The sequence below is a fragment of the Flavobacterium indicum GPTSA100-9 = DSM 17447 genome, assembly GCF_000455605.1.
GTDB lineage: Bacteria > Bacteroidota > Bacteroidia > Flavobacteriales > Flavobacteriaceae > Flavobacterium > Flavobacterium indicum.
In genome coordinates this window covers 2969324-2993089 of record NC_017025.1, presented here as the reverse complement: position 1 = coordinate 2993089, position 23766 = coordinate 2969324, and the positions used below count along the sequence as shown (strand labels likewise).

Below are 23766 nucleotides of genomic sequence, written 5' to 3'. Positions count from 1 at the left end.
TTTTTTCTTAATATGCATTAAATGTACAAAGAAGAAATTTAATAAATGATAATACCATTCAGATTTAATAAAATATTAATTTTTCTAAAATCTGAAATAAAACAAAAAAGGTTGTCTAAATAATATTAGACAACCTTTTTAAAAAAGTGAAAGTTGTTTTATTCTACTATAAACGTTTTTGTCGCTTTTCCTTGATTGGTAACTACTTCTATAATATAATTTCCTTTTACTAAACTAGTTATATGAATTTGTGGTTTATTTTCAGTTTGTATCAATTGTCCTAAAGTAGTATAAATATTAACTTTTTCTAAAGTTAAATTGTTATCTAAATTTATATTTAAAATATCTGAAGTTGGATTTGGATAAATTGAAAAATTATTTAAAACAAAAGTATTACTTGATAATAAAGCGGATAAATCAAAAACACGAACATGACCAGAATCTGTGCCATTTCCGTCATTTTGAAATGCTCCAATTGCTAATATTGTTCCATTAGAAGATAATGAAGTAGATATACCACTTCTGTCGTTAGAAGCTTCTCCATTAATATCAGAACCTATTTGAGTCCATGTATTTGAAATATTTTGATAAATACGAACATGACCAGAATTGGATCCATTTCCATCATTTAGTGATGCTCCAATTGCTAATATTGTACCATTAGAAGATAATGAAACATCTTCACCACTCCTATCTCCAGCAGCTTCTCCATCAATATCAGAACCAATTTGAATCCATGTATTAGATATGTTTTTAAAAACACGAACATGACCAGAATTGGATCCATTTCCATCATTTTGAAATGCTCCAATTGCTAATATTGAACCATCAGAAGATAACGAAATACTTGAACCAAAAAAATCTCCAGCAGCTTCACCATCAATATCAGAACCAATTTGAGTCCATGTATTTGAAATATTTTGATAAATACGAACATGACCAGAATTAATACCATTTCCCGCATTTAGTGATGCTCCAATTGCTAATATTGTACCATCAGAGGATAATGAAACATTTTCACCACTCCAATCTCCAGCAGCTTCACCATCAATATCAGAACCAATTTGAGTCCATGTATTTGAAATATTTTGATAAACACGAACATGACCAGAATTGGATCCATTTCCATCATTTAAATGTCCGCCAATTGCTAAAATTGTTCCATTAGCCGATAAAGAAACACTTGAACCAAAATAATCTCCAGCAGCTTCACCATCAATATCAGAACCAATTTGAATCCATGTATTAGATATGTTTTTAAAAACACGAACATGACCAGAATTAGATCCATTTCCATCATTTAGTGATGCACCAATTGCTAATACAGTACCATCAGAAGATAATGAAATACTTAAACCTAAATAATCATCAATAGCTTCACCATCAATATCAGAACCAATTTGAATCCATGTATTAGATATGTTTTTAAAAACACGAACATGACCAGAATTAGATCCATTTCCATCATTTAGTGATGCACCAATTGCTAATACAGTACCATCAGATGAAAAACTGTGTTTACGACCACAATTATCACCAGCAGCTTCTCCATTAATATTACTACCTATTTGAATTTGTCCATAAGAAATTACAGATAAAAGAAATAAAACAAAGTATATTTTTTTCATTTTTAAATTTTTTTACAAATGTATAATTTTAAATAGCATTTTTCTAAAACTTGAAAGTTTTCAACATATATTAAAAACAACAAAAAAAAAGAATTTTAAATTTTTAAATTTTTGATTGTTATTATAGCGTGTTAATTTGTGGAATAACTTATTTCTTTTTTTCATTTTTTTAGAGTTATACAATTTTATACAATGAAATTAACAATGTTATATAATTGTAAATTGTTGTTTTTCAACTTACTTAATTTTGTAAGTATTAGGTTATCAACAATTGTTAACTTTTAATTTTATTTTGAAATTGTAAATAATTAACAAGTGTATTTTATGTTAATAACCATTTAAATTATCGACATCAATTTTTAATAACTTCTCAAAAATAAATTTGTCTATTTAATTTAAGTTTCTGCTTAGAAAAAAAACAATAGCTTTTTAAAAAAGTTCTAATTTTCTATTCAAAATTATTAACAATTGATGTTAATTTATAATTAACTAAAAATCAATGATTTGTAAAATTCAATTAACATTTGATAAAAAAGAGTCTTAAAAAGTAAATAGTTTATTGATTATAAAGCTTTTAATTTAAAATTTAGTAGTACTTCGTGCTTTTTTAAAATCTTCATTTAACTGTTCAAAATCTAATTTACCATTCTGTTTTTTTAAATGTTCTAGAATTACAAAACTCTTTTCAATTCGAAGTTGTGTACTTTTAATTTTATTAATCAACAAGATAAGGGTACGTTGTTTACCCGGAGTAAGTTTATGAAACAACGTACTTCCTTCAGGATCCTGATATAAAACTTCGGTCATTTCATCTGTTATTTCTACTCCGTATTTGGATGCATCTGCAATAAGTTGCACTTCAATTGTATCTCCAAAGGAAACTCCAAGAGTTTTTAATATTGGCTGATTAATTAAAATGTAATACATAGTATCTTTTAATGAAATTGCCCTATCAATTGTTAAGCTATTATTTAAAGTACATTTTACTCTTTTGGTAGTCGTAGTTTTTAAATGTGCTTCAACTAAATCTGTTGGAATCACAAAATAAGGACCATAACCTAAATTATTTTCACCAAAGGATAGTATTTCAGCTTGGAATAACATGTATAAAAAATAATTTCAAAGTTAATGCATCTTCTTATTGATTATGTTTAATTTTGTAATTAATAATAAACAACACTATCAACATTATGACAATTTCAATTGGAAACGACCATGCAGGTCCAGAGTATAAAAACGCGATTGTAGACTATTTAGAATCTAATGGTCATATAGTTATTAACCATGGAACAGATACATTTGAAAGTGTGGATTATCCTGATTTTGGACATCCAGTGGCTTATGATGTAGAAAGTAAAAAAGCCGATTTAGGAATTGTAATTTGTGGTTCTGGAAACGGAATTGCTATGACAGTTAATAAACACCAAGACATACGTGCCGCTTTATGTTGGACCAAAGAAATTGCAGAATTAGCTCGTCAACACAATGATGCTAATATAATTAGTATTCCAGCACGTTATACTTCTATACCTCAAGCAGTGGCTATGGTAGAAACATTTCTTGAAACACCATTTGAAGGCGGAAGACATGCTAATAGAGTTAAAAAGATTGCGTGTAAATAATCTATGAGTCACGTACACATCCATAAACACGAAGTAAAAGCAACGAATTTGATTATTTCTATTGTTTTGAATTTAATCATTACGTTAGCCCAACTTGTAGGTGGAATTATATCTGGAAGTTTAGCATTGGTATCAGATGCGTTGCATAATTTTTCAGATGTAATATCATTGGTGTTTAGTTTAGTGGCGCATAAATTATCACGAAGAAAAGCATCTATTGATCATACTTTTGGTTATAAAAGAGCCGAATTAATTGCCGCTTTTACCAATGCAGCCACGTTAATTATTGTGGCTTTTATTTTAATCTATGGTGCAATTGAGCGTTTTTTTCATCCGCATCCTATTGGTTCTGATTTAGTAATTTGGTTAGCCCTATTGGGAATTGTTGCTAATGGAGCCTCTGTTTTATTCCTAAAAAAAGATGCCGATCACAATCTAAATATGAAATCAGCGTACTTACATTTATTAACCGATATGATGGCTTCCGTAGCTGTTTTAGTTGGTGGTTTGTTAATGAAGTTTTACGGTTGGTTTTGGGTAGATAGTTTACTAACAATTCTAATTGCAATTTATTTAATTGTGGTGGGTATTGATTTATTAAAAAGTTCTACTAAAATGTTGATGCTTTTTACCCCAGAAGAAATCGATATAAAAGAAATTGTTCGTGAAGTTCATAAAATACCTGGAGCAGGTAAATTACACCATATTCATGTGTGGCATTTGAATGAAGAAGAGTTGCATCTCGAGGCACATTTAGATTGTGCGGAAGATATTAAAATGAGTGAGTTTAACGATTTACTTCATCAAATTGAAAGCTGTTTGTTTGAAAAATTTGGTATCAATCACATCAATATTCAGCCAGAATTTAAAAAGGAAGATCCTAAACATTTTATTGTTCAAGATTAAAAATATTAAATATGGGGCAAAATCCACCTTTATTAAAAAAGAAAAATTATCCCATTACTTCTGAAATAAAGCATTATTTAGACAAATACAAACGGCTTACAAAAACCCATGTTTTATACGATGATTTACTTCGTTTTCAAGGAGGAATTTCAGTTTACGATAAAGATGGAAAGGATACACTTTGGATTCGAGTTTTTTACAATGAATTTGAGAAAAAAGAAATCGATTACAGTTTAAATAAAATATATACTTTACTTCATTCCGATGGTGATGAAAGTAAAATCCAATTTTTAACCGTTGATTATATTGATTTTTGCACTTTTGGAAATTCTAAACCTTTTCGGGTACGAATCCGAAATATTCTAAATGATAACTATACAAACTTTTATGTTAAAAAAGCCGATGCTTCCAGAGTTTTCGGACTTGAATTAGAGCATATTTTGTCTCCTAACCGGATTAATTTTTTAGTTTTTAAAGATACTTTAATAGAAGAACATATTATAGGTATTCCAGGCGATCAGTTTTTAATTGATCATCTCTCTGATTGTAATGAACACGAAAAAGCACAAATAGCTAAAGAATTTGTTAAATTTAATGAACGTTGCATGATCGGTCTTTTAGGCGATATGCGTTCTTATAATTTTGTTATTGTGACCATTCATGATTTTGATAATCGTGTATTTCGAATAAGAGCCATCGATTTTGACCAACAATGTTATGAAGGAAATTTTAAATTGTATAAACCTCATTTGTTTAAAGAAAATTTTCCTTTTACGCATTTGGTTAAACATAAATTAAACGAAGATGCTATTGCACAATACCAAAAAGAAGAAAGATCAAATTTAGTTAAAAGAATGTTAGATTCAGAAGACCGACTAAAAGACTTAATTCTGGCAATGAAATCGTTACCATTAGCTCCAAGAGAACATATTGAACAACTTAGAAAAGAAGTGTATGATTTTACGCTGGATAAGCATTTCAAAAAAGCTGAAACTATGGCAGAAATAGTAGAAGTTGCTTTAAAATTTATGAAGCGAAATTTCAGAAACAAAGATTTTCATTCCAGTTAATTTAGGTTATGATACAAGTAAATCAAGAATTTATTCATTCTTTTTATAAAAGAAGAAATAGAGTTTCAAACAAAGGAAATCACGGTCATGCCTTGTTAATTGCAGGAAGTTCCTCAAAAATGGGAGCCGCTATTATTGCTGCTAAAGCGTGTTTACGAAGTGGGGTAGGATTGTTAACATTAACTTGTAGCGAAAAGGAAAAAAATGTCATTTTTAATGCTATTCCAGAAGCTATGATTTCCACGGATTTTGAAATAAAAAATCAATTCAATTGTAATGTTATCGGAATTGGTCCTGGAATAGGTGTGAATCAATTCAGTTTAAATTATGTTTATCAACTCTATGATAATCAATTACCTGTAGTATTTGATGCAGACGCTTTGAACGTAATTTCATCGTATCATTTAGATTGGAAAAATTTTAAATTTCCATTTGTAATTACACCTCACCCTAAAGAATTTGATCGTTTATTTGAAACGCATGCAACTCATGAAGCACGTATGGAAACAGCGGTTAAAAAAGCACTTGAATTAAATACCGTAATAGTGTTAAAAAGTCATCAAACCATCATAACAGATGGTCATCATATTTATATTAATACAACTGGGAATGCTGGTTTAGCCAAAGGTGGTTCGGGTGATGCTTTAACAGGAATGATTACCTCTTTCATTGCACAAGGTTATTCTTTGTTACATGCTTCAATTTTAGGAGTTTATCTTCACGGGTTAGCAGCGGATATAACACTTGAAACACAAAGCGAGGAAAGTATGTTAATTACAGATGTTATACAAAATATAGGGAAAGCGTTTAAGCAGTTGTCTTAACTAAAAATTTTAAAATCAAAAAAAGACCTCCCATTTGTAGCAGAATAATAGCTGTCAATTTCCAAAGAAAACTTGGTTTTGCCGTTTTATGTTTGAACAAAATCATCGCTAAAAGCGCTCCGAAACTTCCACCAAAAAAAGTAAATAATAACAAATGTTTTTCAGAAATACGTTGCTTATTATACATAGCAAGCCATTTGTCTATTCCAAAAACTAAAGTCGTAATGAAATTTAAAATTATAAATAGGTAGAGTAAATTTTTCATACAGATTCAAAAATCAAAGTTAAAAAAAACTACTTCACTTCTAGTAAAACCAAATGATAGAATTTTATCTTTGTGTTTTACATATTTAGAAAATGACCCATATTCAATTCATTCAAAATGCGATACAACTTCCTGTAAAAGGAATTGAAAATACAATTGCTTTATTAAACGAAGATTGTACCATTCCTTTTATTTCCCGTTATAGAAAAGATCAAACCGGAAATTTAGATGAGGTTCAAATTGAACAAATTGCCAAATTAAATAAGCAGTTTGATGAAATTGTTAAACGCAAGGAAAGTATTTTAAAAGCTATTGAAGAACAAAATGCTTTAACCCCTGAACTGAAATCTAAAATAGAATCCAGTTTTGATTTACAAGAGTTAGAAGATTTTTATTTACCGTATAAAAAACGTAAAAAAACTAAAGCAGATACTGCCCGAGAAAACGGATTAGAACCGTTGGCTAAAATTATCATGGCTCAAAAAAATGACGATTTAGAGTATTTAGCTTCCAAGTATTTAAATGATAAAGTAGCCAATGAAGATGAGGCTTTGCAAGGTGCTCGAGACATTATTGCCGAATGGATTAATGAAAACATCTTCATTAGAAAAAACTTGCGCCGCATCTATCAAAGAAAAGCCCAGGTTGAAACTAAAGTGGTCAAAACCAAAAAAGATGATGATGAAGCACAAAAATTTTCTCAATATTTTGATTGGTCCGAACCTTTATATAAAGCGCCCTCACATCGATTATTAGCGATGCTTCGTGCCGAAAATGAAGGTTTTGTAAAATTTAAAATTACACTTTCACCTGAAGATAAAGAAGAAGCTTTGCGTATGATGGATAAAGCTTTAATAAAGAACGAAGGCGATTGCGCAGTTCATATTGAAAAAGCCATTGACGACAGTTATAAACGCTTATTAGAACCTGCTATTTCAAATGAAGTTTTACAAGAATATAAAGAAAAAGCAGATACTAAAGCCATTGCTGTTTTTGCCGAAAATTTACGTCAGTTGTTACTCGCTCCACCTTTGGGCGAAAAACGTATTTTAGCCATTGATCCCGGATTTAAAACCGGATGTAAAGTAGTCTGTTTAGACGAAAAAGGAGATTTGTTGCACAATGAAACGATTTATCCACATGCACCTCAAAATGATACGGCTATGGCGATGAAAAAAATTCGTTCTATGGTGAATGCGTATGCTATTGAAGCGATTTCTATAGGCAATGGAACGGCCAGTCGTGAAACTGAATTTTTCATTAAAAAAATTGCTTTCGACAGACCTGTACAAGTTTTTGTGGTTTCCGAAGCAGGTGCATCTGTGTATTCGGCAAGTAAAATTGCTCGAGAAGAATTTCCAAACTATGATGTAACTGTTAGAGGTTCGGTTTCTATTGGTCGCCGTTTAAGTGATCCGTTGGCCGAATTGGTAAAAATCGATCCTAAATCAATTGGGGTTGGACAATACCAACACGACGTGGATCAAACAAAACTAAAAGAAGAGTTAGATAGCACCGTGATACGTTGTGTAAATGCCGTGGGAATCAATTTAAACACAGCCAGTAAAGCGTTGTTGAGTTATGTTTCAGGAATTGGTGAAAAAATGGCTGAAAACATAGTGAGTTATCGCGCTGAAAATGGCCCTTTTGAAGACAGAAAGGCCTTGAAAAAAGTACCGCGTTTAGGCGAAAAAGCCTTTCAACAAGCGGCTGCTTTTATCCGAATTAAAGACGGTATAAACCCGTTAGACAATTCTGCAGTGCACCCTGAATCGTATAAAACTGTAGAAAAAATGGCAAAAGATTTAGGTATCGCTTTAACTGATTTGGTTGCTAATAAAGAACAAATTGCTAAAATTAATCCGGAAAAATACGTAACCGATGCGGTAGGTATTTTAGGAATCAAAGACATTTTAAAAGAATTAGAAAAACCGGGATTAGACCCACGTAAAGCGGCCAAAGTTTTTGAATTTGATCCTAATGTAAGAAGCATAGCCAATGTTAAACCAGGAATGGTACTTCCGGGTATTGTTAACAATATTACAGCTTTTGGTTGTTTTGTGGATATTGGAATTAAAGAAAGTGGATTAGTTCATATTTCGCAACTTAAAGAAGGTTTCGTTTCAGATGTAAACGAAGTAGTGAAATTACACCAACACGTACAAGTAAAAGTCGTTGAGGTAGATGAAGCTAGAAAACGTATTCAGTTGACAATGATTTTATAAATAAAAAATCCCAAATTCCTTCTGATTCTGAACTTGTTTCAGAATCTTGGAATTTGGAATTTTTTTTAACGTAATAAGATTATAAAGTATCTTTATTATTATTTTTTCGTGTTAAAACAACCAATAATGCTGCTAAAATTGGCAATCCAATTGCAAGTAGAATAATTACAATTTCAAAAGTACCAATTTTGCCCATATTTTATTATTTTGTTTCGTCTTCTTTCTTAGCAACAGAAGCATCCTCTTCTCCTTTAGCTGCTTTTTTGAATTCTTTTACACCACTTCCTAATCCTTTCATTAATTCTGGAATTTTTTTACCTCCAAATAATAATAAAATGACTGCAATGATTAATATGATTTCTGTTGTTCCTAATCTTCCCATGACAAGTAGCTATTAATTAACAATGCAAATGTACTTAAAAAAGTAATTCATTTAACTTTCCTTAACGTAAATTTATAGTATTTTCATTTATTAATTGACACCTTGATGTATTCGCACAAGGTCTAAATAACTATATTTGTATAAAAAGTAGACAACATGTCTGAGAAAAGATTAAAGTTTCAAAGTTTTAAACGTAAATTATTTAGCAAAAGACGTTTCATTATTTTTAATGAAGATACGTTGGCCGAAACTTTTTCTTGGAAATTAACCTTAATGAATATTTTCGTTGTGGCTTCATTAGGAGCTATATTAATCATTTTTATAACTACTTTCATTATTGCATTCACCCCATTAAGGGAATATATTCCCGGGTATGCTTCAACCGAATTAAAAAGACAAGCTACAGCATTAACAATAAAATCAGATTCTTTACAACGAATTGTTACTGAAAACAATCAATATCTTAATGCGATTCAAGCGGTTTTAAAAGGCGATTTAGAATATGCTCAATTGAACAGAGATTCGATTAAGATTATGGAAGACACCTTAAAAAAGGTTGATTTATCAGTTTCCGAAAAAGAAAAAGAATTAAAAAAGCAAGTAGAAAAAGACGATAAGTACAATGTTTTTGACCAAGCACAACCTAAAGTAAGTTATGTGTTGTTTGCACCGGTTAATGGTAAAATTGTTAAAAAATACAATTTAGCTACTAAAAATTTGGGTGTAGATTTAGCTATTGCAAAAGGAACTTCAGTGAAAACAATTGCTCCTGGTACGGTTTTGTTTGCAGATTGGACCCCAGCAAATGGTTACGTGTTATTGGTGCGTCATGCGGATGATATCATTTCGGTATACAAAAATTTAGCCTCTACTACTAAAAATGCTGGAAACTCCGTTAAATCGGGAGAAGTTTTAGCTATTTTTGGTGATGATGCTTCTAAAAAAACGTTACACTTCGAACTTTGGAAAAACGGTATTCCAATCGATCCAACTCAATATATAAATTTTCAATAAACTATGTCAATAAAAGGTTTGGCCGCAAAAGTATTTGCTCGTTATATTCACCAGAAAAATCAAAAATGGATTCAAAATCCAGTGGCTGCTCAAGACCAAGTTTTTAAAGATTTACTTCAAAAAGCTTCAACTACTCAATTTGGAATTGATCACAAATTTGATACTGTTTTAACTCATGAAGATTTTGTAAATCAGGTACCGGTGCGCGATTATGAAGGACTAAAATGCTATGTAGACCAAGTTGTTAAAGGCGAAGAAAATATTTTGTGGCCAGGAAAACCATTATATTTTGCCAAAACTTCAGGGACCACTTCAGGTGCTAAATACATTCCTCTTACAAAGGAATCCATGCCGTATCATATTGAAGCGGCTCGAAACGCAATTTTGAATTATATACATGAAACGGGAAAAACAGACTTTGTAGATGGTAAAATGATCTTTTTACAAGGAAGTCCGGAGTTAACAGAGAAAAACGGAATTAAATTAGGGCGCCTTTCGGGTATTGTAGCCCATTTTGTTCCTAACTATTTACAAAAAAACCGGTTACCAAGTTGGGAAACCAATTGTATTGAGGATTGGGAAACCAAAGTCGACGCCATAGTTGAAGAAACTTATCATCAAAACATGACCGTTATTTCAGGAATTCCTTCTTGGGTGCAAATGTATTTTGAAAAATTAAAAGATAAAGCCCAACAACCCGTTGGCGACTTGTTTAAAAATTTCAATTTGTTTATTTATGGCGGCGTGAATTACGAACCCTATCGTGCCAAATTTGAAAATTTAATTGGAAGAAAAGTAGATTCCATTGAATTATTTCCTGCTTCAGAAGGATTTTTTGCTTACCAAGATTCTCAAAAAGAAAAAGGCATGTTATTGCTTTTAAACTCAGGTATTTTTTATGAGTTTATCAAAGCGGATGAATTTTTTACTGAAAACCCTAAACGTCTCACAATCAAAGAAGTGGAAGTTGGGGTGAATTATGTGTTGATTATTTCCACCAATGCCGGACTTTGGGCATACAATATTGGCGATACCATTGCGTTTACTTCTACGAAACCGTATCGTGTTGTGGTTACCGGAAGAATCAAACATTATATTTCGGCTTTTGGTGAACATGTTATCGGAAAAGAAGTGGAGACTGCTTTGCAAAATGCCCTTTCAGGAACGAATATTAGTGTGAATGAATTTACGGTAGCGCCGCAAATCAATCCGATTTCAGGTTTGCCGTATCACGAATGGTTGATAGAATTTGATCATGAACCAGAAGATTTGGAAGCTTTCGCACAAAAAATTGATTTGGAAATGCGACAACAAAATGTGTATTACGACGATTTAATAAAAGGTCATGTGTTGCGAACTATCGTCATAACAAAAGTGACCAAAAATGGATTTCAAGACTATATGAAATCGATAGGAAAATTAGGCGGACAAAATAAGTTGCCAAGATTAAGCAATGATAGAAAAATAGCCGATTGGTTTCATAATATTTAATTAAACATCTATGAATAAAATAATTTTATTTTTTCTATTCTCAACAGCATTGAGTGCCCAAATAAAAGGTGTTGTAAAAGATAGTATAACGAAAGAGCCAATTCCTTTTGTAAATATTTATGCATCAAATAATAAGGTTTTTAATTCAGATAGTAAAGGGAATTTTGTATTGGATGAAAACATTAAGGGTAAAGCTATATTTCAACTATTCGGATATCAGTCAAAATCTTGTGAATTATCAGATAATATGGAAATAAAATTAATTCCAATAGAAAATCAGATAAAAGAAGTAATAATTAAGAGAGAAAAACAAAAAATAGAAAAGGAAATTGACATTTTTGAATCCTATGGTTTTAGATATCATAACAATAATCATGGTTGTGCTATTTTATTAAAAAAAGATTCTTTAAATAAAAATTGTAATTTTTTAAAAAAAATAAAATTTCACACCGATTCAAACATTGAAAAGGCAAAATTAAAAATTTCATTTTTAAATAATTCTAAATTTAATTCCATTGAACAGAATGAAATAGTTCATGATACAATTATTGAAGTAAAAAAAGGAGGTAGAAGTAATCTATTAGATTTATCAAATAAAGATATTTTAATTCCCGATGAAGGTTTATTTATTTGTTTTGAAAATCTTTTAATTGAAGAAAACAAATATTATTTTGAAACTACTGGAAGAATGCCAAATGGAGAGAAAAAAACTTTTAAAAGCATGAGTTACGAACCTGAAATTTCTTTAGTACCATCAAATCAATTTATAGTTTATTATAGAAAATTTAATAATTGGGAAAAAGCTAAAAAAGTCATTATTGAAAAACCAAATAGTTACGAAATGTTGTTACTAAAAAAATATCATGAAAAAATTCTAACACCATCAGTAAAAATCACATTGACCAACTAATATTAAAAATAGTATATTTGCAGGTTAGATAAAAGATAAAATTAATGAAGGACATTAAAAACATTTCGCGCTCACGAGCGCAAGAGTCGTCGGCAGCTATCGAACGACTGTACATTACCATGCGTCACTTGTTTAACAGAGGTTTCTATAAACCTATGGGAGTTTCTGGAGAAACCTTACGTGAAGCTTTATTATCCTTACGACCTGAAATTTACGGTTCTATTGCAGAAGAAAAGGTAGAATTAAATGGATTATTATACGTTATAGAACGTTTACCTGTAGGAATTGAGCAGTGTCGTTACATCAACTTAACTTCGGATGAAGGATATGCTAATTCTCATTTTAAAGCTATCGTTCCTCCAAAAAGAAGAAGAAATTGTTACCGTATTGATGACGAACAAATGAATGTGGAAATCACACGTGGTCGTTCGGACATTTACGATATTTTGACTCACTTAACATTTATTTTCATTGAATCACATAAAATTAAAGACCGTGTTTTAATTGATGATGAAGGTAAAGTGTCAAGAGACTGGGAAAAACTAGAGCAATACGCTTTACAATCAAAAAAATTAACTCAAATTGAGCGTGAGATTGCAATGTCTCATGCCTCAAATGTGTTGGGAAGAACATTTGCAGAGGTTCAAGATATTTATGATGGTTTTGCCACCGCAGATGCACCAGATCGATTTTTACAAATCATTTATTGGTTAGGTAAAATTGCTATTGAAGAAGTCGTAGACAATAACAAACGAACAATTACGTTTAGTCCCATATTAAGAGAACGTTTAGGACATCATATATATGGAGAAATTTGGGCAAACACCATTAAAGAAACATTAGATAAAAATCAATTAATAGACCGACCAATTCATATCATAAGTGCTAATATGCATAGTGTAATGAATTCGGTTTTTGCTCCAGCGGTTCTTGGTACGAAATACAAAGGAAAAGCAGAGTATGAAATTTATGAAGATTTAAGTGCTTCAGGGAACAAAGAATTGCGTAAAAAAGTAGAAGAATTTGCCTTACAGCATGGAATGATTTCAATTCCAGATACTTCGGGAACAAATATCGATGTTCAAATCTTTGATTCGGCAAAATTTGATTGGAAAAAAACAGCATTTCCAACGGCAACGGTTAAAGAAAAACCCGTTTTAATTGTAATGGATTATGCTTTTGGTGAGCAAGCTTTTGAAACTATTGATGAGTTATTGAAACCGTATAAAGTGAAAAAAGAAAAATATTTCTTAAATGTAGAATCGGTTTCAATCATGGGTAAAGCTGGAATATTAGAAGGAGGAAAAGGCGATATCATGATTCCAAACGCACATGTGAATGAAGGAACTGCCGACAACTATCCATTTGATAACGAACTTACAAAAGAACTATTTGAAGGAAATGGTATACCCGTTTATGCAGGTCCAATGATTACCGTATTAGGAACTTCTCTTCAAAATAAAGATTTATTGAAGTTTTTCCATGAATCAACGTGGGGTGCTATTGGATTAGAAATGGAAGGAGCGTATTATCAAAAAGCAATTCAATCTGCTTCTAAAATTAGAAAAAGTATTAATCCAAATGTAAAAGTAAGATACGCGTATTACGCTTCTGATAACCCATTAGAAACAGGAAGTACTTTAGCTTCTGGTGGATTAGGAACAACTGGAGTAAAACCGACCTATCTAATCACCATTAAAATTTTAGAACAAATTTTTAAAGTCAAATAATTTAAGTATATGTCAAATAACATTCAAGACCAAGAGTTAGATTTAACCCAAATAGGTCAAGGAATTAAAAACTTTTTCAATAAAATTATCAATAAATGTTTTGATTTTTTATTCTTTATTATTGAAAAAAAAGTAGTTATAATTAGTTTATTTATTCTTGGAGTAATTGGAGGTTATTTTCTAGATAAAGGAAAGACTTATTCCCACACTATAGCAGTAATTCCAAATTTTGGTAGTAATGATTATTTGTACAATCAAATTGACTTTTTAGATAAAAAGTTAGCCGAAAAAGACACGTTATTTTTCAATTCTATTGGTGTAAAAAACAGTAAAAATATACTATCATTTGAAGTTGAAGCTACACAGCAGATATATAATTTTATTACTGATAGAGAGAGAGGACCTCAGAATTTAGAGTTGATAAAATTAATGGCTGAAGACGGGGATATAGACAAAATTTTAAAAGACGAATTGACAAGTAAACAATATTATTTACAAAATATTATCATTACAACTAAAGGTAAATTTAAAAGAGAACAATTGGTTGATCCTTTCTTAAAATATCTTAACAACTCCTTATTTTTCCTAAAACAAAAAGAAACTAATCAAGAGAATGTTAAAGAAAAAATTGCTTTAAACGATTCCTTGATTAAGCAAATAGATGGAATTATTCAAGTTTTATCAAAAAATAATTCAAATTCAAGCATTACAATTTCTGAGAAAAGTAGTGTAGCGGAATTAATTGATAAAAAAGATAAATTGATACAAGAGTCACAATATTTGAAGTTAAATGATAATATTTATGACAAAGTAATTAAGGATGAAAATGTGAGTATTAATAATTTAAATAAAACACCTATTTTCTTAAAAATGAAAGTAATATTACCTTTATTACTTATATTTATTTATTTATTATTTTATTCATTTTCTAAACTTTATAAAAAGCAAAAAGCCAGATTAGCAAATAGTTAAACTATGAAAAATATATTAGTAACCGGCGGTGCTGGTTTTATTGGGTCTAATTTTGTTCCCTTTTTTATTGCAAATAACGAAGAATATCATCTAGTAAATTTAGATGCCTTAACGTATGCAGGAAACTTAGAAAATCTTAGAGAAGTTGAAAACCATCCTAGATATTCATTTGTTCATGGTGATATTTGTGATAGAGCTTTCATAGAGGATTTATTTGCTAACTATCAATTTCATGATGTCATTCATTTTGCTGCTGAAAGTCATGTGGATAATTCCATCTCTGGACCAGAAGCATTTATTAAAACTAATGTTCTAGGTACATTTAATTTATTAGATACAGCACGTAAGTTATGGATGAATGGTCCAAACGACTATAAATTAGAGTTTTCAAACGCTCGTTTTCATCATGTTTCTACAGATGAGGTGTACGGTACTTTAGGGGAAACAGGCTTATTTGAAGAAACTACACCTTATGCTCCAAATAGTCCTTATTCGGCTTCTAAAGCAGGTTCAGATATGATTGTGAGAAGTTATTTTCATACTTATGGAATGAATGTGGTTACAACCAATTGTTCTAACAATTATGGCCCTAAACAACATAACGAAAAATTGATTCCTACCATTATTCGTAAAGCATTAACAGGAGAAAATATTCCAATTTACGGCGATGGGAAAAATGTGCGTGATTGGTTATACGTACTGGATCATTGTAAAGGAATTGAGTTGGCATTCAAAACAGGTAAATCGGGCGAAACCTATAATATTGGCGGAAGAAACGAACGCAATAATTTACAAATTGTAGATCGAGTTTGCACTATATTAGATGCATTGAAACCCAAAATATCGGGAAGTTATAAAGACCAAATTACTTTTGTAAAAGATCGTCCTGGTCACGATTTACGTTATGCTATCGATGCTACAAAAATAGAAAACGAATTAGGCTGGAAGGCTGATGAAAATTTTGATACTGGAATTGTGAAAACAATCGAATGGTATTTAAAAAAGTTTCAGGCTTAAAGTTATTTTTATTTCAGGTTAGTTAACTTGAAACAAATAAAACAAAAAACAAATGAAAGGAATTATATTAGCCGGCGGCTCAGGAACACGTTTACACCCCTTAACATTAGCGGTAAGTAAACAATTAATGCCTATTTACGACAAACCGATGATTTATTATCCATTATCAACTTTGATGTGGGCAGGAATTAATGAAATTTTGATTATTTCAACACCTCATGATTTACCGTTATTCAGACAATTATTAGGAGATGGAAGTTCATTAGGTTGTCGTTTTGAATACGCTGTGCAAGAACACCCCAATGGATTAGCTGAGGCATTTATAATCGGTAAAGAGTTTGTAGGAAATGATAAGGTAGCCTTAATTTTAGGAGACAATATTTTTTACGGAACTGGATTAGCGGAATTGTTACAAGCGAATAACAATCCTAACGGTGGAATTGTATATGCCTACCATGTTCACGATCCAGAGCGCTATGGAGTGGTTGAGTTTGATAAATTTGGAAAAGTATTGTCCATTGAAGAAAAACCATTACAACCCAAATCAAATTTTGCTGTTCCTGGAATATATTTTTATGACAATCAAGTACTTGAAATTGCAGCTAATATAAAACCAAGTCCACGTGGCGAATTAGAAATTACAGATATTAATAAAGCGTATTTAGAACAAGGTAATTTACAAGTATCTATTTTAGATAGAGGAACCGCTTGGTTAGATACCGGTACATTTCAATCCTTAATGCAAGCAGGCCAATTTGTACAAGTAATTGAAGAACGTCAAGGATTAAAAATTGGTGCAATTGAAGAAGCGGCTTATAAAATGGGCTTCATCGACGCAGCGCAATTAAAAAAATTAGCCGAACCTCTTTTAAAAAGTGGGTACGGTAAACATTTAATGAGCTTAGTTTAAAATTTGTTTAATGTTTCACGTTTCATGTTATTTGACATTGAAATTTGAAGTTGAAATTTAGATTTACTTTGAAATTTACGGAAACCAAACTTAAAGGATGTTTTATCCTAGAACCCAAAATAATAGGAGATGAGAGAGGCTCGTTCATGGAAAGTTTTAATGAAAAAATATTTGCTGAAGGAGTCGGACAACAGGTTCATTTTGTTCAAGACAATCAATCTTTTTCAACAAAAGGAGTTTTAAGAGGATTACATTATCAAACAGGAGCACACGCACAAGCTAAATTAGTTCGTGTATTAAACGGTGAAGTATTAGATGTTGCAGTAGATTTAAGACCCAATTCTCCAACTTATGGTCAACATGAAACTGCTTTACTTACAGGGGATAACCAAATTCAGTTTTACATACCTCGTGGTTTTGCTCACGGTTTTTTGGTTTTAAGCGAAACAGCAACTTTTTTCTATAAATGTGATAATTTTTATAACGCAGCAAGTGAAGGCGGTGTATTGTTTAATGATCCCACTTTAACTATTGATTGGAAGTTTCCAATCGAAGACATGATTATCTCCGAAAAAGACCAGCAGTTACCCACTTTAGAAAACGCAAAAAAAGTATGGTAGTACTAGTTACAGGCGCGAATGGTCAATTAGGACAAGCGATTCAATCGATTGCTGGAAACTATCCTTCCATCGATTTTGTGTTTTGTTCTTCTTCTGACTTAGACATTACTAATAAAGAGAATTGTGAGATCGTTTTTGAAAAACACCAACCGCAATTTTGTATTAATGCAGCAGCATATACCGCGGTTGATAAAGCCGAATCAGAACCCGAAAAAGCGTTTGCCATCAATGTAACTGGAGCTCAACATATTGCTGAAGTTTGTAAAAGTTACAATACTGTTTTACTGCATATTTCTACCGATTTTGTTTTCGATGCCAAATTTGAGGACGGTATAGCTTATTATGACAGCCAATTACGATTACCCTTAAAAAGTAATAAAGGATTAGTAGAAACCGATGTGCCTTTTCCAGCAGGAATTTACGGATTAACCAAATTACAAGGCGAGCAAGCCATTCAAGCTACTTGGGAAAAGCATTTTATTATCAGAACTTCTTGGGTGTATTCACAATTTGGTCATAATTTTATGAAAACCATGTTACGTTTGGCTTCTGAAAGAACAGTATTATCAGTGGTAGCCGATCAAATAGGTACTCCAACCAATGCAGTTGATTTAGCGGAAGTACTAGTAAAAATAATTACTTTTTATCATGCTGAAACAACCTCTTGTCATGCTGAATTTAGTTCAGCATCTCACTATGGCATATACAATTTCAGCAACGAAGGACAATGTTCTTGGTATGATTTTGCAAAAGAAATATTTAGAATTAATAACATTTCAATAAATTTACAACCTATTCCTACTTCTGCCTATCCCACTCCCGCGAAAAGACCCGCGTACAGTGTGTTAGATAAAACAAAGATAAAAGCTGTTTTTGGAGTTGAGATTAAAGATTGGGAGGATAGTTTAATAACAGTAAAATAATATATTTAAACGATTATTTCGAAAATTAAAATTTATTATTATATGATTTACTGGTTTTATTAGTAAAAAGATGGTTGAAAAAACCAAAGAATAAAATGCGAATTTTACTAAGGTGAAATTTCTTGAAGTTAACTAATTGCAGATGCTAGTTTCATTATTTTCAAGATTATATAGCTGTAAACAAGTTTTACAATAAAAAACTTTTAATGTGTTTTTAAAATGCAGGCGTTACAATTTGAGCAGGAATTTATTCAACATTAAATGTTAAATAGAATTGTATAAAGAGTAAAAAATAATAATAAAACTATTTTTATCACAAAAATCAATTTCGAATTTAAATTTTTATTTTGGGAATAAATTAAAAAATAATATAAATGATTCCATTTAATAAACCTTATTTAACAGGAAAAGAAACTGAATATATTACAGATGCAGTTATTTCTGGAAAAATATCAGGAAACGGAAAATACACACAAAAATGTCAGCAGTTTTTTGAAACAAAATTTGGATTTAAAAAAACATTATTAACCACATCTTGTACAGATGCTTTAGAGATGGCTGCCATTTTAATTGGTATTAAAGAAGGTGACGAAGTAATAATTCCATCATATACTTTTGTTTCAACAGCAAATGCTTTTGTATTACGAGGGGCAAAAATTATTTTTGCTGATAGCTTACCAAACCATCCTAATATGGATTGTAGTACTTTGGAAGCTTTAATTACTTCAAAAACAAAAGCAATTGTTCCAGTTCATTATGCTGGAGTAGCCTGCGATATGGATACAATAATGGAGCTTGCAAAAAAATATAATTTATTTGTCGTTGAGGATGCTGCTCAGGCTATAGATAGTTATTATACTGGGAAAGATGGTATAAAAAAACCATTAGGATCTATAGGTCATTTAGCTGCATTTTCTTTTCATGAAACAAAAAATATTATTGCAGGAGAAGGAGGTATGTTAGTTGTTAACGATGAGCAATTTATAAATCGTGCAGAAATTATTTGGGAAAAAGGAACCAATCGTTCTTCTTTTTTTAGAGGAGAAGTTGATAAATATGGTTGGGTTGATATTGGAAGTTCTTTTTTACCTTCAGAAATAATTGCAGCTTTTTTATGGGCGCAATTAGAAAATTTGGAAAACATTCAAAAAATAAGAAAACAACATTGGGATGCTTATCAGTCTCAGTTGTTAAGTTGGGCAAAAGTAAATGAAATTGAATTACCATTTATACCTGAATACTCAACAAATAATGGACATATGTTTTTTATTAAATGTAAAAATATAACACAACGCACTCAAATAATAAATAAATTAAAAGCAAAAAACACACATTCTGTTTTCCATTATATCAGTCTGCATTCTAGCCCTTACTATATTGAAAAACATGATGGTAGAATTCTTCATAACACTGATAATTTTACAGATACATTATTAAGACTACCTTTGTTTTATGAGTTAGATGTGCAAACAGTTATTAATCAAATTTTAGAATAATGAAAAAATTACTTCAATTCATTAAGGAAAATAAAGCATTAACAACGATTTTGTGTATTGCTACTATTTTAAGGTTTTATAAAATTAATTTTCAAAGTCTTTGGTTGGATGAGATTTATACAATGAACATTACAAATCCAGAAAATTCATTTGGTAGTATAATTACAGAAGTTAATAATCGAGAAGGGTTTCCATATTTATATTTTTTATTTTTAAAAGTTCTTCATACAGTATTTGGATATTCTCCAATTGTAACAAGAGGTTTTTCAGCTTTATTAGGCGTTTTAAGTATATATGCTATTAATAAATTAGGAGAAAAGATATATAATAAGGAAGCTGGGCTTTTTGCGGCATTACTGTTAGCATTTAGTGAGTATGCAATTTATATTTCTCAAGATGCTAGACCTTATACGTTGTATTTATTTTTTATAATTGTTTCCTACATTGGATTAATAGATTTTATAAAAAATCCTTCCAAACAAAATGCAATTAAATATGGATTGTATGTTGGGTTATTATTAAACTCAAGTTTTTTTGGACCTATAAATGTCTTCGCACAAATTATGACTATAGCAATAGTTTCTTTTAATAGAACTTTATCAGAAATAATTGAAGTAATTAAAAAATTGATTATTTCTGGTAGTATTGCGTTGCTGTTTTTCATACCAAATATTTATAAACTTACAACTATAATGGGTTTTAAATCCAACTGGATACCCGCGCCTACAAATGAGTCATTAAGTTTAATTTTAAAAGAGTTTTTAGGAAATTCTGAAATCACTTTATTTTTATTCAGTGTTGTTTTTATTTATTTTATGATCAGTTTTTTTAGTGGTAAAGAAGAATATTCAAACACTGAAAAACTAACTAATAAAGAGTTCCCATTTATACTAATTCTTACATGGATTGCAGTTTTTATAATAGTAGTTTTCTTGAAAAGCTATTTAGATACTTCATTATATATTTCAAGATACTTTACAAGTATAATTCCAGCTATTTTTTTAATATTTGGAATAGCTATCGCAAATATTAAAAGTAATAGTATAAAAAATACATTTCTAGTTTCTATATGTATTTTTATGTTTTTAAATTTAACAGTAGTAAAAGGACATTATAGGTGGTTTTTTAAAACACAATTTAGAGACGCATCTCAATTAATAATAGATAACAATAAAAACAACGAACCTGTTTTTACGAGTCTAAAATATTGGTTTGATTATTATTTAAAAGATAAATTCAATACAGTTGAAAAACCAGATTTAGAAACTGTTATAAATGAAATGATGGCTGATTCAACAAAAGTGAAACCATTTTGGTATACAGATGCACACGGAAAACCTTTTAAATTATCTGACAAAGCACAACAATTTGTAGATAGTAAATTTTATATTGACGAAAGTTTTGATGGTTGTGATGCATGGACACGACACTTTATACTAGAAAAAAATGCTATTTCAAAACTAGATTTAAATCAATTTAAACCATTAAAAACAAATAATGGGGATTTAACCAAGGTTTGGATTGAAGTTTTTGAACAAAATTCTACTTATTATAAAATTTCAGGATGGGGATTTATAGAAAATATTGATAGTAAAGACAATAAAATAAGTATTGTATTAGTTAATGATTCTAATGGTATTGTTATTAAATGCCAACAATTCCCAAGAACAGATGTTACTAAAGCAGAAAACAGTAATATAAATTATGACAATTCAGGATTTATTTCTAATATACATATTGAAAAACTGCAAAAAGGAGAGTATAAAGTAGCAGTATTAATAGAAAATAAAAAAGAGGTTAAAAAAGGTTTATATTTAAGTGATAAAAAAATAATTATTAATTAAAAATGTATATTTTTGTGCAAAAATATCATATAAAACAAAAGGTTATGAAAAAAATAATTTTATTTGCTTTCTCATTATTATCGTTAGTTTCTTGTAAAAATGATGACAAAAAACTTGAAGAATCAAAAGAAAATGTTGCAGAAAAAGTTATGGATACAGTATTTACAATAACATTAAATGCTACTGTAAAAAAGGATGATAGTTTTCAATTATATTATAGAAAACAAACTGAAACTACATATGAAGAAACAAGTTCTTTTTTCGTTGAGTTTAAAGGTAGTGATAAACCACAAGACATTGTATTTAGACTGCCTGATGGTGTAATTCCAGATAACATTAGACTAGACTTTGGTACTAATAAAGAACAATCAGAAATAAAAATTAACAGTTTTAAAATGAGTTATTTTGGTAAAACTTTTGAAACTAATGGCTCTGATTTTTTTAATTATTTGTTAGTTGAAACAAAAACGGCAACATTTGATAAAGATAAAGCAACTTTAAAGCCACTTTTAGTTAACGGTACTTATGATCCTCAAGCTACATCTGAAAAGGCTTTATTTGAACAAATACAAAAGATTATAAAATAATCTAATTATATTAATTTTAAAAGCTATAATTTTACATTATAGCTTTTTTTATTTTAAATTAATTTTCTTGATTTCCGTAGATATATCCAAAATAAAAACGCAACTATTAAAATTGATTCACTATGGATCTGGTCAATTTGTTAATTTAATTGTCCCTTTTCTTTTATCTCCATATTTAATTTTAACATGCGGGGAATCTAACTTTGGAAAGTCTGCTATTGGGATGACAATTGCATTTTTTGTTATTGTTTTTGTAGATTACGGATCAGATATATTAGGAGTTAAAGAAGTTTCTCAAAATAGATATAATAAAGCACTTTTAAATCATACTTTATCGAAGATTGTTTATAGTAAAATAGCTATGGCTGTTTTATTTGCAATTATATATTACGTAACCTTGTTTTTTGTTGATAGTTCTAGTACTGATAAACCTCTTTATTTATGGAGTGGTACAATTTTTTTAGCTCAAATTATTAATCCATTATGGTTTTTTCAAGGTTTAGAAGATTTTAAAAATTTTTCTTTATTAACGATTGTCTCAAAGATTTTTTATGTTCTGTTTTGTTTTTTACTTGTAAAAAAAGAATCGGATTTTATTTATATAAACTTAAGTTATAGCTTAAGTGTTGTAATATCTGGTTTTGTGGCTTATAAAATTTTAAAATCTAAATACGAAATAGAATTTGTAACAATTAAAAAGAAGGAATTATTCAACTATTTTAATAAACACAAAACATTTGCTTTTTCTCAAATTTTTACCTGGTTTCAATTATATGCTCCAATATTAATTATTAGTTTTTTAGGAAATGCAAAATTAGTTGGTCAATTTAGACTTGTAGATCAAATAATATCAGTATTTAGAACTTATATTATGATGTCTTTTAATTTTATATATCCAAAAGTTTGTTATGAAATCAATCAAACATATAATAGAGCTATTAAAAATTGGTCATTGTATAATTTAATTAATTTGAGTTTTGTATTATTATTATTGTTGTTAATATATTTTTTTAGAGTTGAGATTGTAAAATATTATCATGTAATAGAAATAAAAAAAATAGTATCCATATTAGCAATTTCCCTTTTTTATCCTATAGTTTTTTTATTGGTAAATTGTTTTAAACAGCTTTTTTTAGCGTTACATTTTCAAAAGCTATTTTCAATAATCACAATTATAATGTCGTCTCTAACTATATTAAGTATTTATTTTAGTTTTCCTTACTTTGAATTAGCAGGAGTTTATTATTCCTCTATATTTGTAGAATTATTTACATTAATCATTTTAATTATTTTAAGTTTTAAGTATAAAATAATTCACACAAAAAAATAG

At 29.8% G+C, this 23766-nt stretch carries 22 protein-coding genes; 18 read left to right on the top strand and 4 right to left on the bottom strand.

Translation table 11 applies throughout. The features are described from left to right. Positions 1 to 158: 158 nt before the first annotated feature. Both KQS_RS13870 and KQS_RS14125 read right to left on the bottom strand, forming a co-directional pair. Complete coding sequence (locus KQS_RS13870) at positions 159 to 1628, bottom strand: T9SS type A sorting domain-containing protein (RefSeq protein WP_014389804.1); 1470 nt, start codon at positions 1626 to 1628, stop codon at positions 159 to 161. 579 nt (positions 1629 to 2207) lie between these two features. Beyond that, positions 2208 to 2732, bottom strand: a complete 525-nt coding sequence (locus tag KQS_RS14125; RefSeq protein WP_014389803.1) for a DUF1905 domain-containing protein — start codon at positions 2730 to 2732, stop codon at positions 2208 to 2210. A gap of 86 nt (positions 2733 to 2818) precedes the next feature. On the opposite strand from KQS_RS14125, the gene rpiB reads away from it, so the two are divergent. The 4 genes from rpiB to KQS_RS13845 are packed head-to-tail and all read left to right on the top strand — an operon-like array spanning position 2819 to position 6050. Continuing rightward, complete coding sequence (rpiB, locus tag KQS_RS13860; RefSeq protein ID WP_014389802.1) at positions 2819 to 3250, top strand: ribose 5-phosphate isomerase B; 432 nt, start codon at positions 2819 to 2821, stop codon at positions 3248 to 3250. Between the two features lie 3 nt (positions 3251 to 3253). Then, positions 3254 to 4156 carry a cation diffusion facilitator family transporter gene (locus KQS_RS13855; RefSeq protein WP_014389801.1) on the top strand — a complete coding sequence of 301 codons (903 nt, stop codon included), beginning with the start codon at positions 3254 to 3256 and terminating at the stop codon, positions 4154 to 4156. Between the two features lie 11 nt (positions 4157 to 4167). Then, the gene (locus KQS_RS13850; protein ID WP_014389800.1) at positions 4168 to 5226 is read left to right on the top strand and encodes a hypothetical protein; all 1059 of its coding nucleotides are present in this window, start codon (positions 4168 to 4170) and stop codon (positions 5224 to 5226) included. 8 nt (positions 5227 to 5234) lie between these two features. Continuing rightward, positions 5235 to 6050, top strand: a complete 816-nt coding sequence (locus tag KQS_RS13845) for an NAD(P)H-hydrate dehydratase (protein ID WP_014389799.1) — start codon at positions 5235 to 5237, stop codon at positions 6048 to 6050. Here the strand turns inward: KQS_RS13845 and KQS_RS13840 are convergent. Further along, the gene (locus tag KQS_RS13840; RefSeq protein ID WP_041252136.1) at positions 6034 to 6315 is read right to left on the bottom strand and encodes a DUF1294 domain-containing protein; all 282 of its coding nucleotides are present in this window, start codon (positions 6313 to 6315) and stop codon (positions 6034 to 6036) included. The genes KQS_RS13845 and KQS_RS13840 overlap by 17 nt on opposite strands. A gap of 92 nt (positions 6316 to 6407) precedes the next feature. Between KQS_RS13840 and KQS_RS13835 the strand changes: the two genes are divergently transcribed. Next, a complete protein-coding gene (locus KQS_RS13835; RefSeq protein WP_014389798.1) occupies positions 6408 to 8540 on the top strand; it encodes a Tex family protein in 2133 nt (710 codons plus the stop codon). 202 nt (positions 8541 to 8742) lie between these two features. Here KQS_RS13835 and tatA read toward each other — a convergent pair whose 3' ends face one another. Beyond that, positions 8743 to 8922, bottom strand: coding sequence for a twin-arginine translocase TatA/TatE family subunit (gene tatA / locus KQS_RS13830; protein ID WP_014389797.1), 180 nt, complete (start codon positions 8920 to 8922; stop codon positions 8743 to 8745). A gap of 156 nt (positions 8923 to 9078) precedes the next feature. Here tatA and KQS_RS13825 point away from each other — a divergent pair, with 156 nt between their 5' ends. From KQS_RS13825 to KQS_RS13765, 13 genes are all read left to right on the top strand, one after another. Then, positions 9079 to 9936, top strand: coding sequence for a murein hydrolase activator EnvC family protein (locus KQS_RS13825; protein ID WP_014389796.1), 858 nt, complete (start codon positions 9079 to 9081; stop codon positions 9934 to 9936). Between the two features lie 3 nt (positions 9937 to 9939). Beyond that, positions 9940 to 11427 (top strand): GH3 family domain-containing protein, encoded by a 1488-nt coding sequence (locus KQS_RS13820; protein ID WP_014389795.1) that lies wholly within the window; start codon positions 9940 to 9942, stop codon positions 11425 to 11427. 10 nt (positions 11428 to 11437) lie between these two features. Further along, entirely contained in the window at positions 11438 to 12337 is a 900-nt protein-coding gene (locus KQS_RS13815; RefSeq protein ID WP_014389794.1) for a carboxypeptidase-like regulatory domain-containing protein, read from the top strand. Positions 12338 to 12381: 44 nt separating this feature from the next. After that, positions 12382 to 14067, top strand: coding sequence for a DUF6909 family protein (locus KQS_RS13810; RefSeq protein ID WP_014389793.1), 1686 nt, complete (start codon positions 12382 to 12384; stop codon positions 14065 to 14067). Between the two features lie 9 nt (positions 14068 to 14076). Next, entirely contained in the window at positions 14077 to 15039 is a 963-nt protein-coding gene (locus KQS_RS13805) for a hypothetical protein (RefSeq protein ID WP_014389792.1), read from the top strand. Between the two features lie 3 nt (positions 15040 to 15042). After that, positions 15043 to 16056: a dTDP-glucose 4,6-dehydratase gene (rfbB, locus tag KQS_RS13800; RefSeq protein ID WP_014389791.1), complete on the top strand. Its 1014-nt coding sequence runs from the start codon at positions 15043 to 15045 to the stop codon at positions 16054 to 16056. Positions 16057 to 16108: 52 nt separating this feature from the next. Beyond that, entirely contained in the window at positions 16109 to 16966 is an 858-nt protein-coding gene (gene rfbA, locus KQS_RS13795) for a glucose-1-phosphate thymidylyltransferase RfbA (RefSeq protein ID WP_014389790.1), read from the top strand. Between the two features lie 68 nt (positions 16967 to 17034). Then, positions 17035 to 17586 (top strand): dTDP-4-dehydrorhamnose 3,5-epimerase, encoded by a 552-nt coding sequence (gene rfbC, locus KQS_RS13790; protein WP_014389789.1) that lies wholly within the window; start codon positions 17035 to 17037, stop codon positions 17584 to 17586. Beyond that, a complete protein-coding gene (gene rfbD / locus KQS_RS13785; RefSeq protein ID WP_014389788.1) occupies positions 17580 to 18509 on the top strand; it encodes a dTDP-4-dehydrorhamnose reductase in 930 nt (309 codons plus the stop codon). The genes rfbC and rfbD overlap by 7 nt, the downstream gene beginning before the upstream one ends. A 374-nt stretch (positions 18510 to 18883) precedes the next feature. Next, positions 18884 to 20005 (top strand): dTDP-4-amino-4,6-dideoxygalactose transaminase, encoded by a 1122-nt coding sequence (gene rffA / locus KQS_RS13780; protein WP_014389787.1) that lies wholly within the window; start codon positions 18884 to 18886, stop codon positions 20003 to 20005. After that, on the top strand, positions 20005 to 21849 hold the full coding sequence (locus KQS_RS13775; protein ID WP_014389786.1) for a glycosyltransferase family 39 protein: 1845 nt from the start codon (positions 20005 to 20007) through the stop codon (positions 21847 to 21849). Before rffA ends, KQS_RS13775 begins: the two co-directional genes overlap by 1 nt. 44 nt (positions 21850 to 21893) lie before the next feature. Beyond that, positions 21894 to 22436, top strand: a complete 543-nt coding sequence (locus KQS_RS13770; RefSeq protein WP_014389785.1) for a hypothetical protein — start codon at positions 21894 to 21896, stop codon at positions 22434 to 22436. A 112-nt stretch (positions 22437 to 22548) separates the two neighbouring features. Then, positions 22549 to 23766, top strand: a complete 1218-nt coding sequence (locus KQS_RS13765) for an oligosaccharide flippase family protein (protein ID WP_157868436.1) — start codon at positions 22549 to 22551, stop codon at positions 23764 to 23766.

What these genes read in the sequence shown, in the direction of transcription:
- KQS_RS13870 (WP_014389804.1), bottom strand. Translation starts at nt 1,628, where the DNA reads ATGAAAAAAATATACTTTGTTTTATTTCTTTTATCTGTAATTTCTTAT.
- KQS_RS14125 (WP_014389803.1), bottom strand. Translation starts at nt 2,732, where the DNA reads ATGTTATTCCAAGCTGAAATACTATCCTTTGGTGAAAATAATTTAGGT.
- rpiB (WP_014389802.1), top strand. Translation starts at nt 2,819, where the DNA reads ATGACAATTTCAATTGGAAACGACCATGCAGGTCCAGAGTATAAAAAC.
- KQS_RS13855 (WP_014389801.1), top strand. Translation starts at nt 3,254, where the DNA reads ATGAGTCACGTACACATCCATAAACACGAAGTAAAAGCAACGAATTTG.
- KQS_RS13850 (WP_014389800.1), top strand. Translation starts at nt 4,168, where the DNA reads ATGGGGCAAAATCCACCTTTATTAAAAAAGAAAAATTATCCCATTACT.
- KQS_RS13845 (WP_014389799.1), top strand. Translation starts at nt 5,235, where the DNA reads ATGATACAAGTAAATCAAGAATTTATTCATTCTTTTTATAAAAGAAGA.
- KQS_RS13840 (WP_041252136.1), bottom strand. Translation starts at nt 6,315, where the DNA reads ATGAAAAATTTACTCTACCTATTTATAATTTTAAATTTCATTACGACT.
- KQS_RS13835 (WP_014389798.1), top strand. Translation starts at nt 6,408, where the DNA reads ATGACCCATATTCAATTCATTCAAAATGCGATACAACTTCCTGTAAAA.
- tatA (WP_014389797.1), bottom strand. Translation starts at nt 8,922, where the DNA reads ATGGGAAGATTAGGAACAACAGAAATCATATTAATCATTGCAGTCATT.
- KQS_RS13825 (WP_014389796.1), top strand. Translation starts at nt 9,079, where the DNA reads ATGTCTGAGAAAAGATTAAAGTTTCAAAGTTTTAAACGTAAATTATTT.
- KQS_RS13820 (WP_014389795.1), top strand. Translation starts at nt 9,940, where the DNA reads ATGTCAATAAAAGGTTTGGCCGCAAAAGTATTTGCTCGTTATATTCAC.
- KQS_RS13815 (WP_014389794.1), top strand. Translation starts at nt 11,438, where the DNA reads ATGAATAAAATAATTTTATTTTTTCTATTCTCAACAGCATTGAGTGCC.
- KQS_RS13810 (WP_014389793.1), top strand. Translation starts at nt 12,382, where the DNA reads ATGAAGGACATTAAAAACATTTCGCGCTCACGAGCGCAAGAGTCGTCG.
- KQS_RS13805 (WP_014389792.1), top strand. Translation starts at nt 14,077, where the DNA reads ATGTCAAATAACATTCAAGACCAAGAGTTAGATTTAACCCAAATAGGT.
- rfbB (WP_014389791.1), top strand. Translation starts at nt 15,043, where the DNA reads ATGAAAAATATATTAGTAACCGGCGGTGCTGGTTTTATTGGGTCTAAT.
- rfbA (WP_014389790.1), top strand. Translation starts at nt 16,109, where the DNA reads ATGAAAGGAATTATATTAGCCGGCGGCTCAGGAACACGTTTACACCCC.
- rfbD (WP_014389788.1), top strand. Translation starts at nt 17,580, where the DNA reads ATGGTAGTACTAGTTACAGGCGCGAATGGTCAATTAGGACAAGCGATT.
- rffA (WP_014389787.1), top strand. Translation starts at nt 18,884, where the DNA reads ATGATTCCATTTAATAAACCTTATTTAACAGGAAAAGAAACTGAATAT.
- KQS_RS13775 (WP_014389786.1), top strand. Translation starts at nt 20,005, where the DNA reads ATGAAAAAATTACTTCAATTCATTAAGGAAAATAAAGCATTAACAACG.
- KQS_RS13770 (WP_014389785.1), top strand. Translation starts at nt 21,894, where the DNA reads ATGAAAAAAATAATTTTATTTGCTTTCTCATTATTATCGTTAGTTTCT.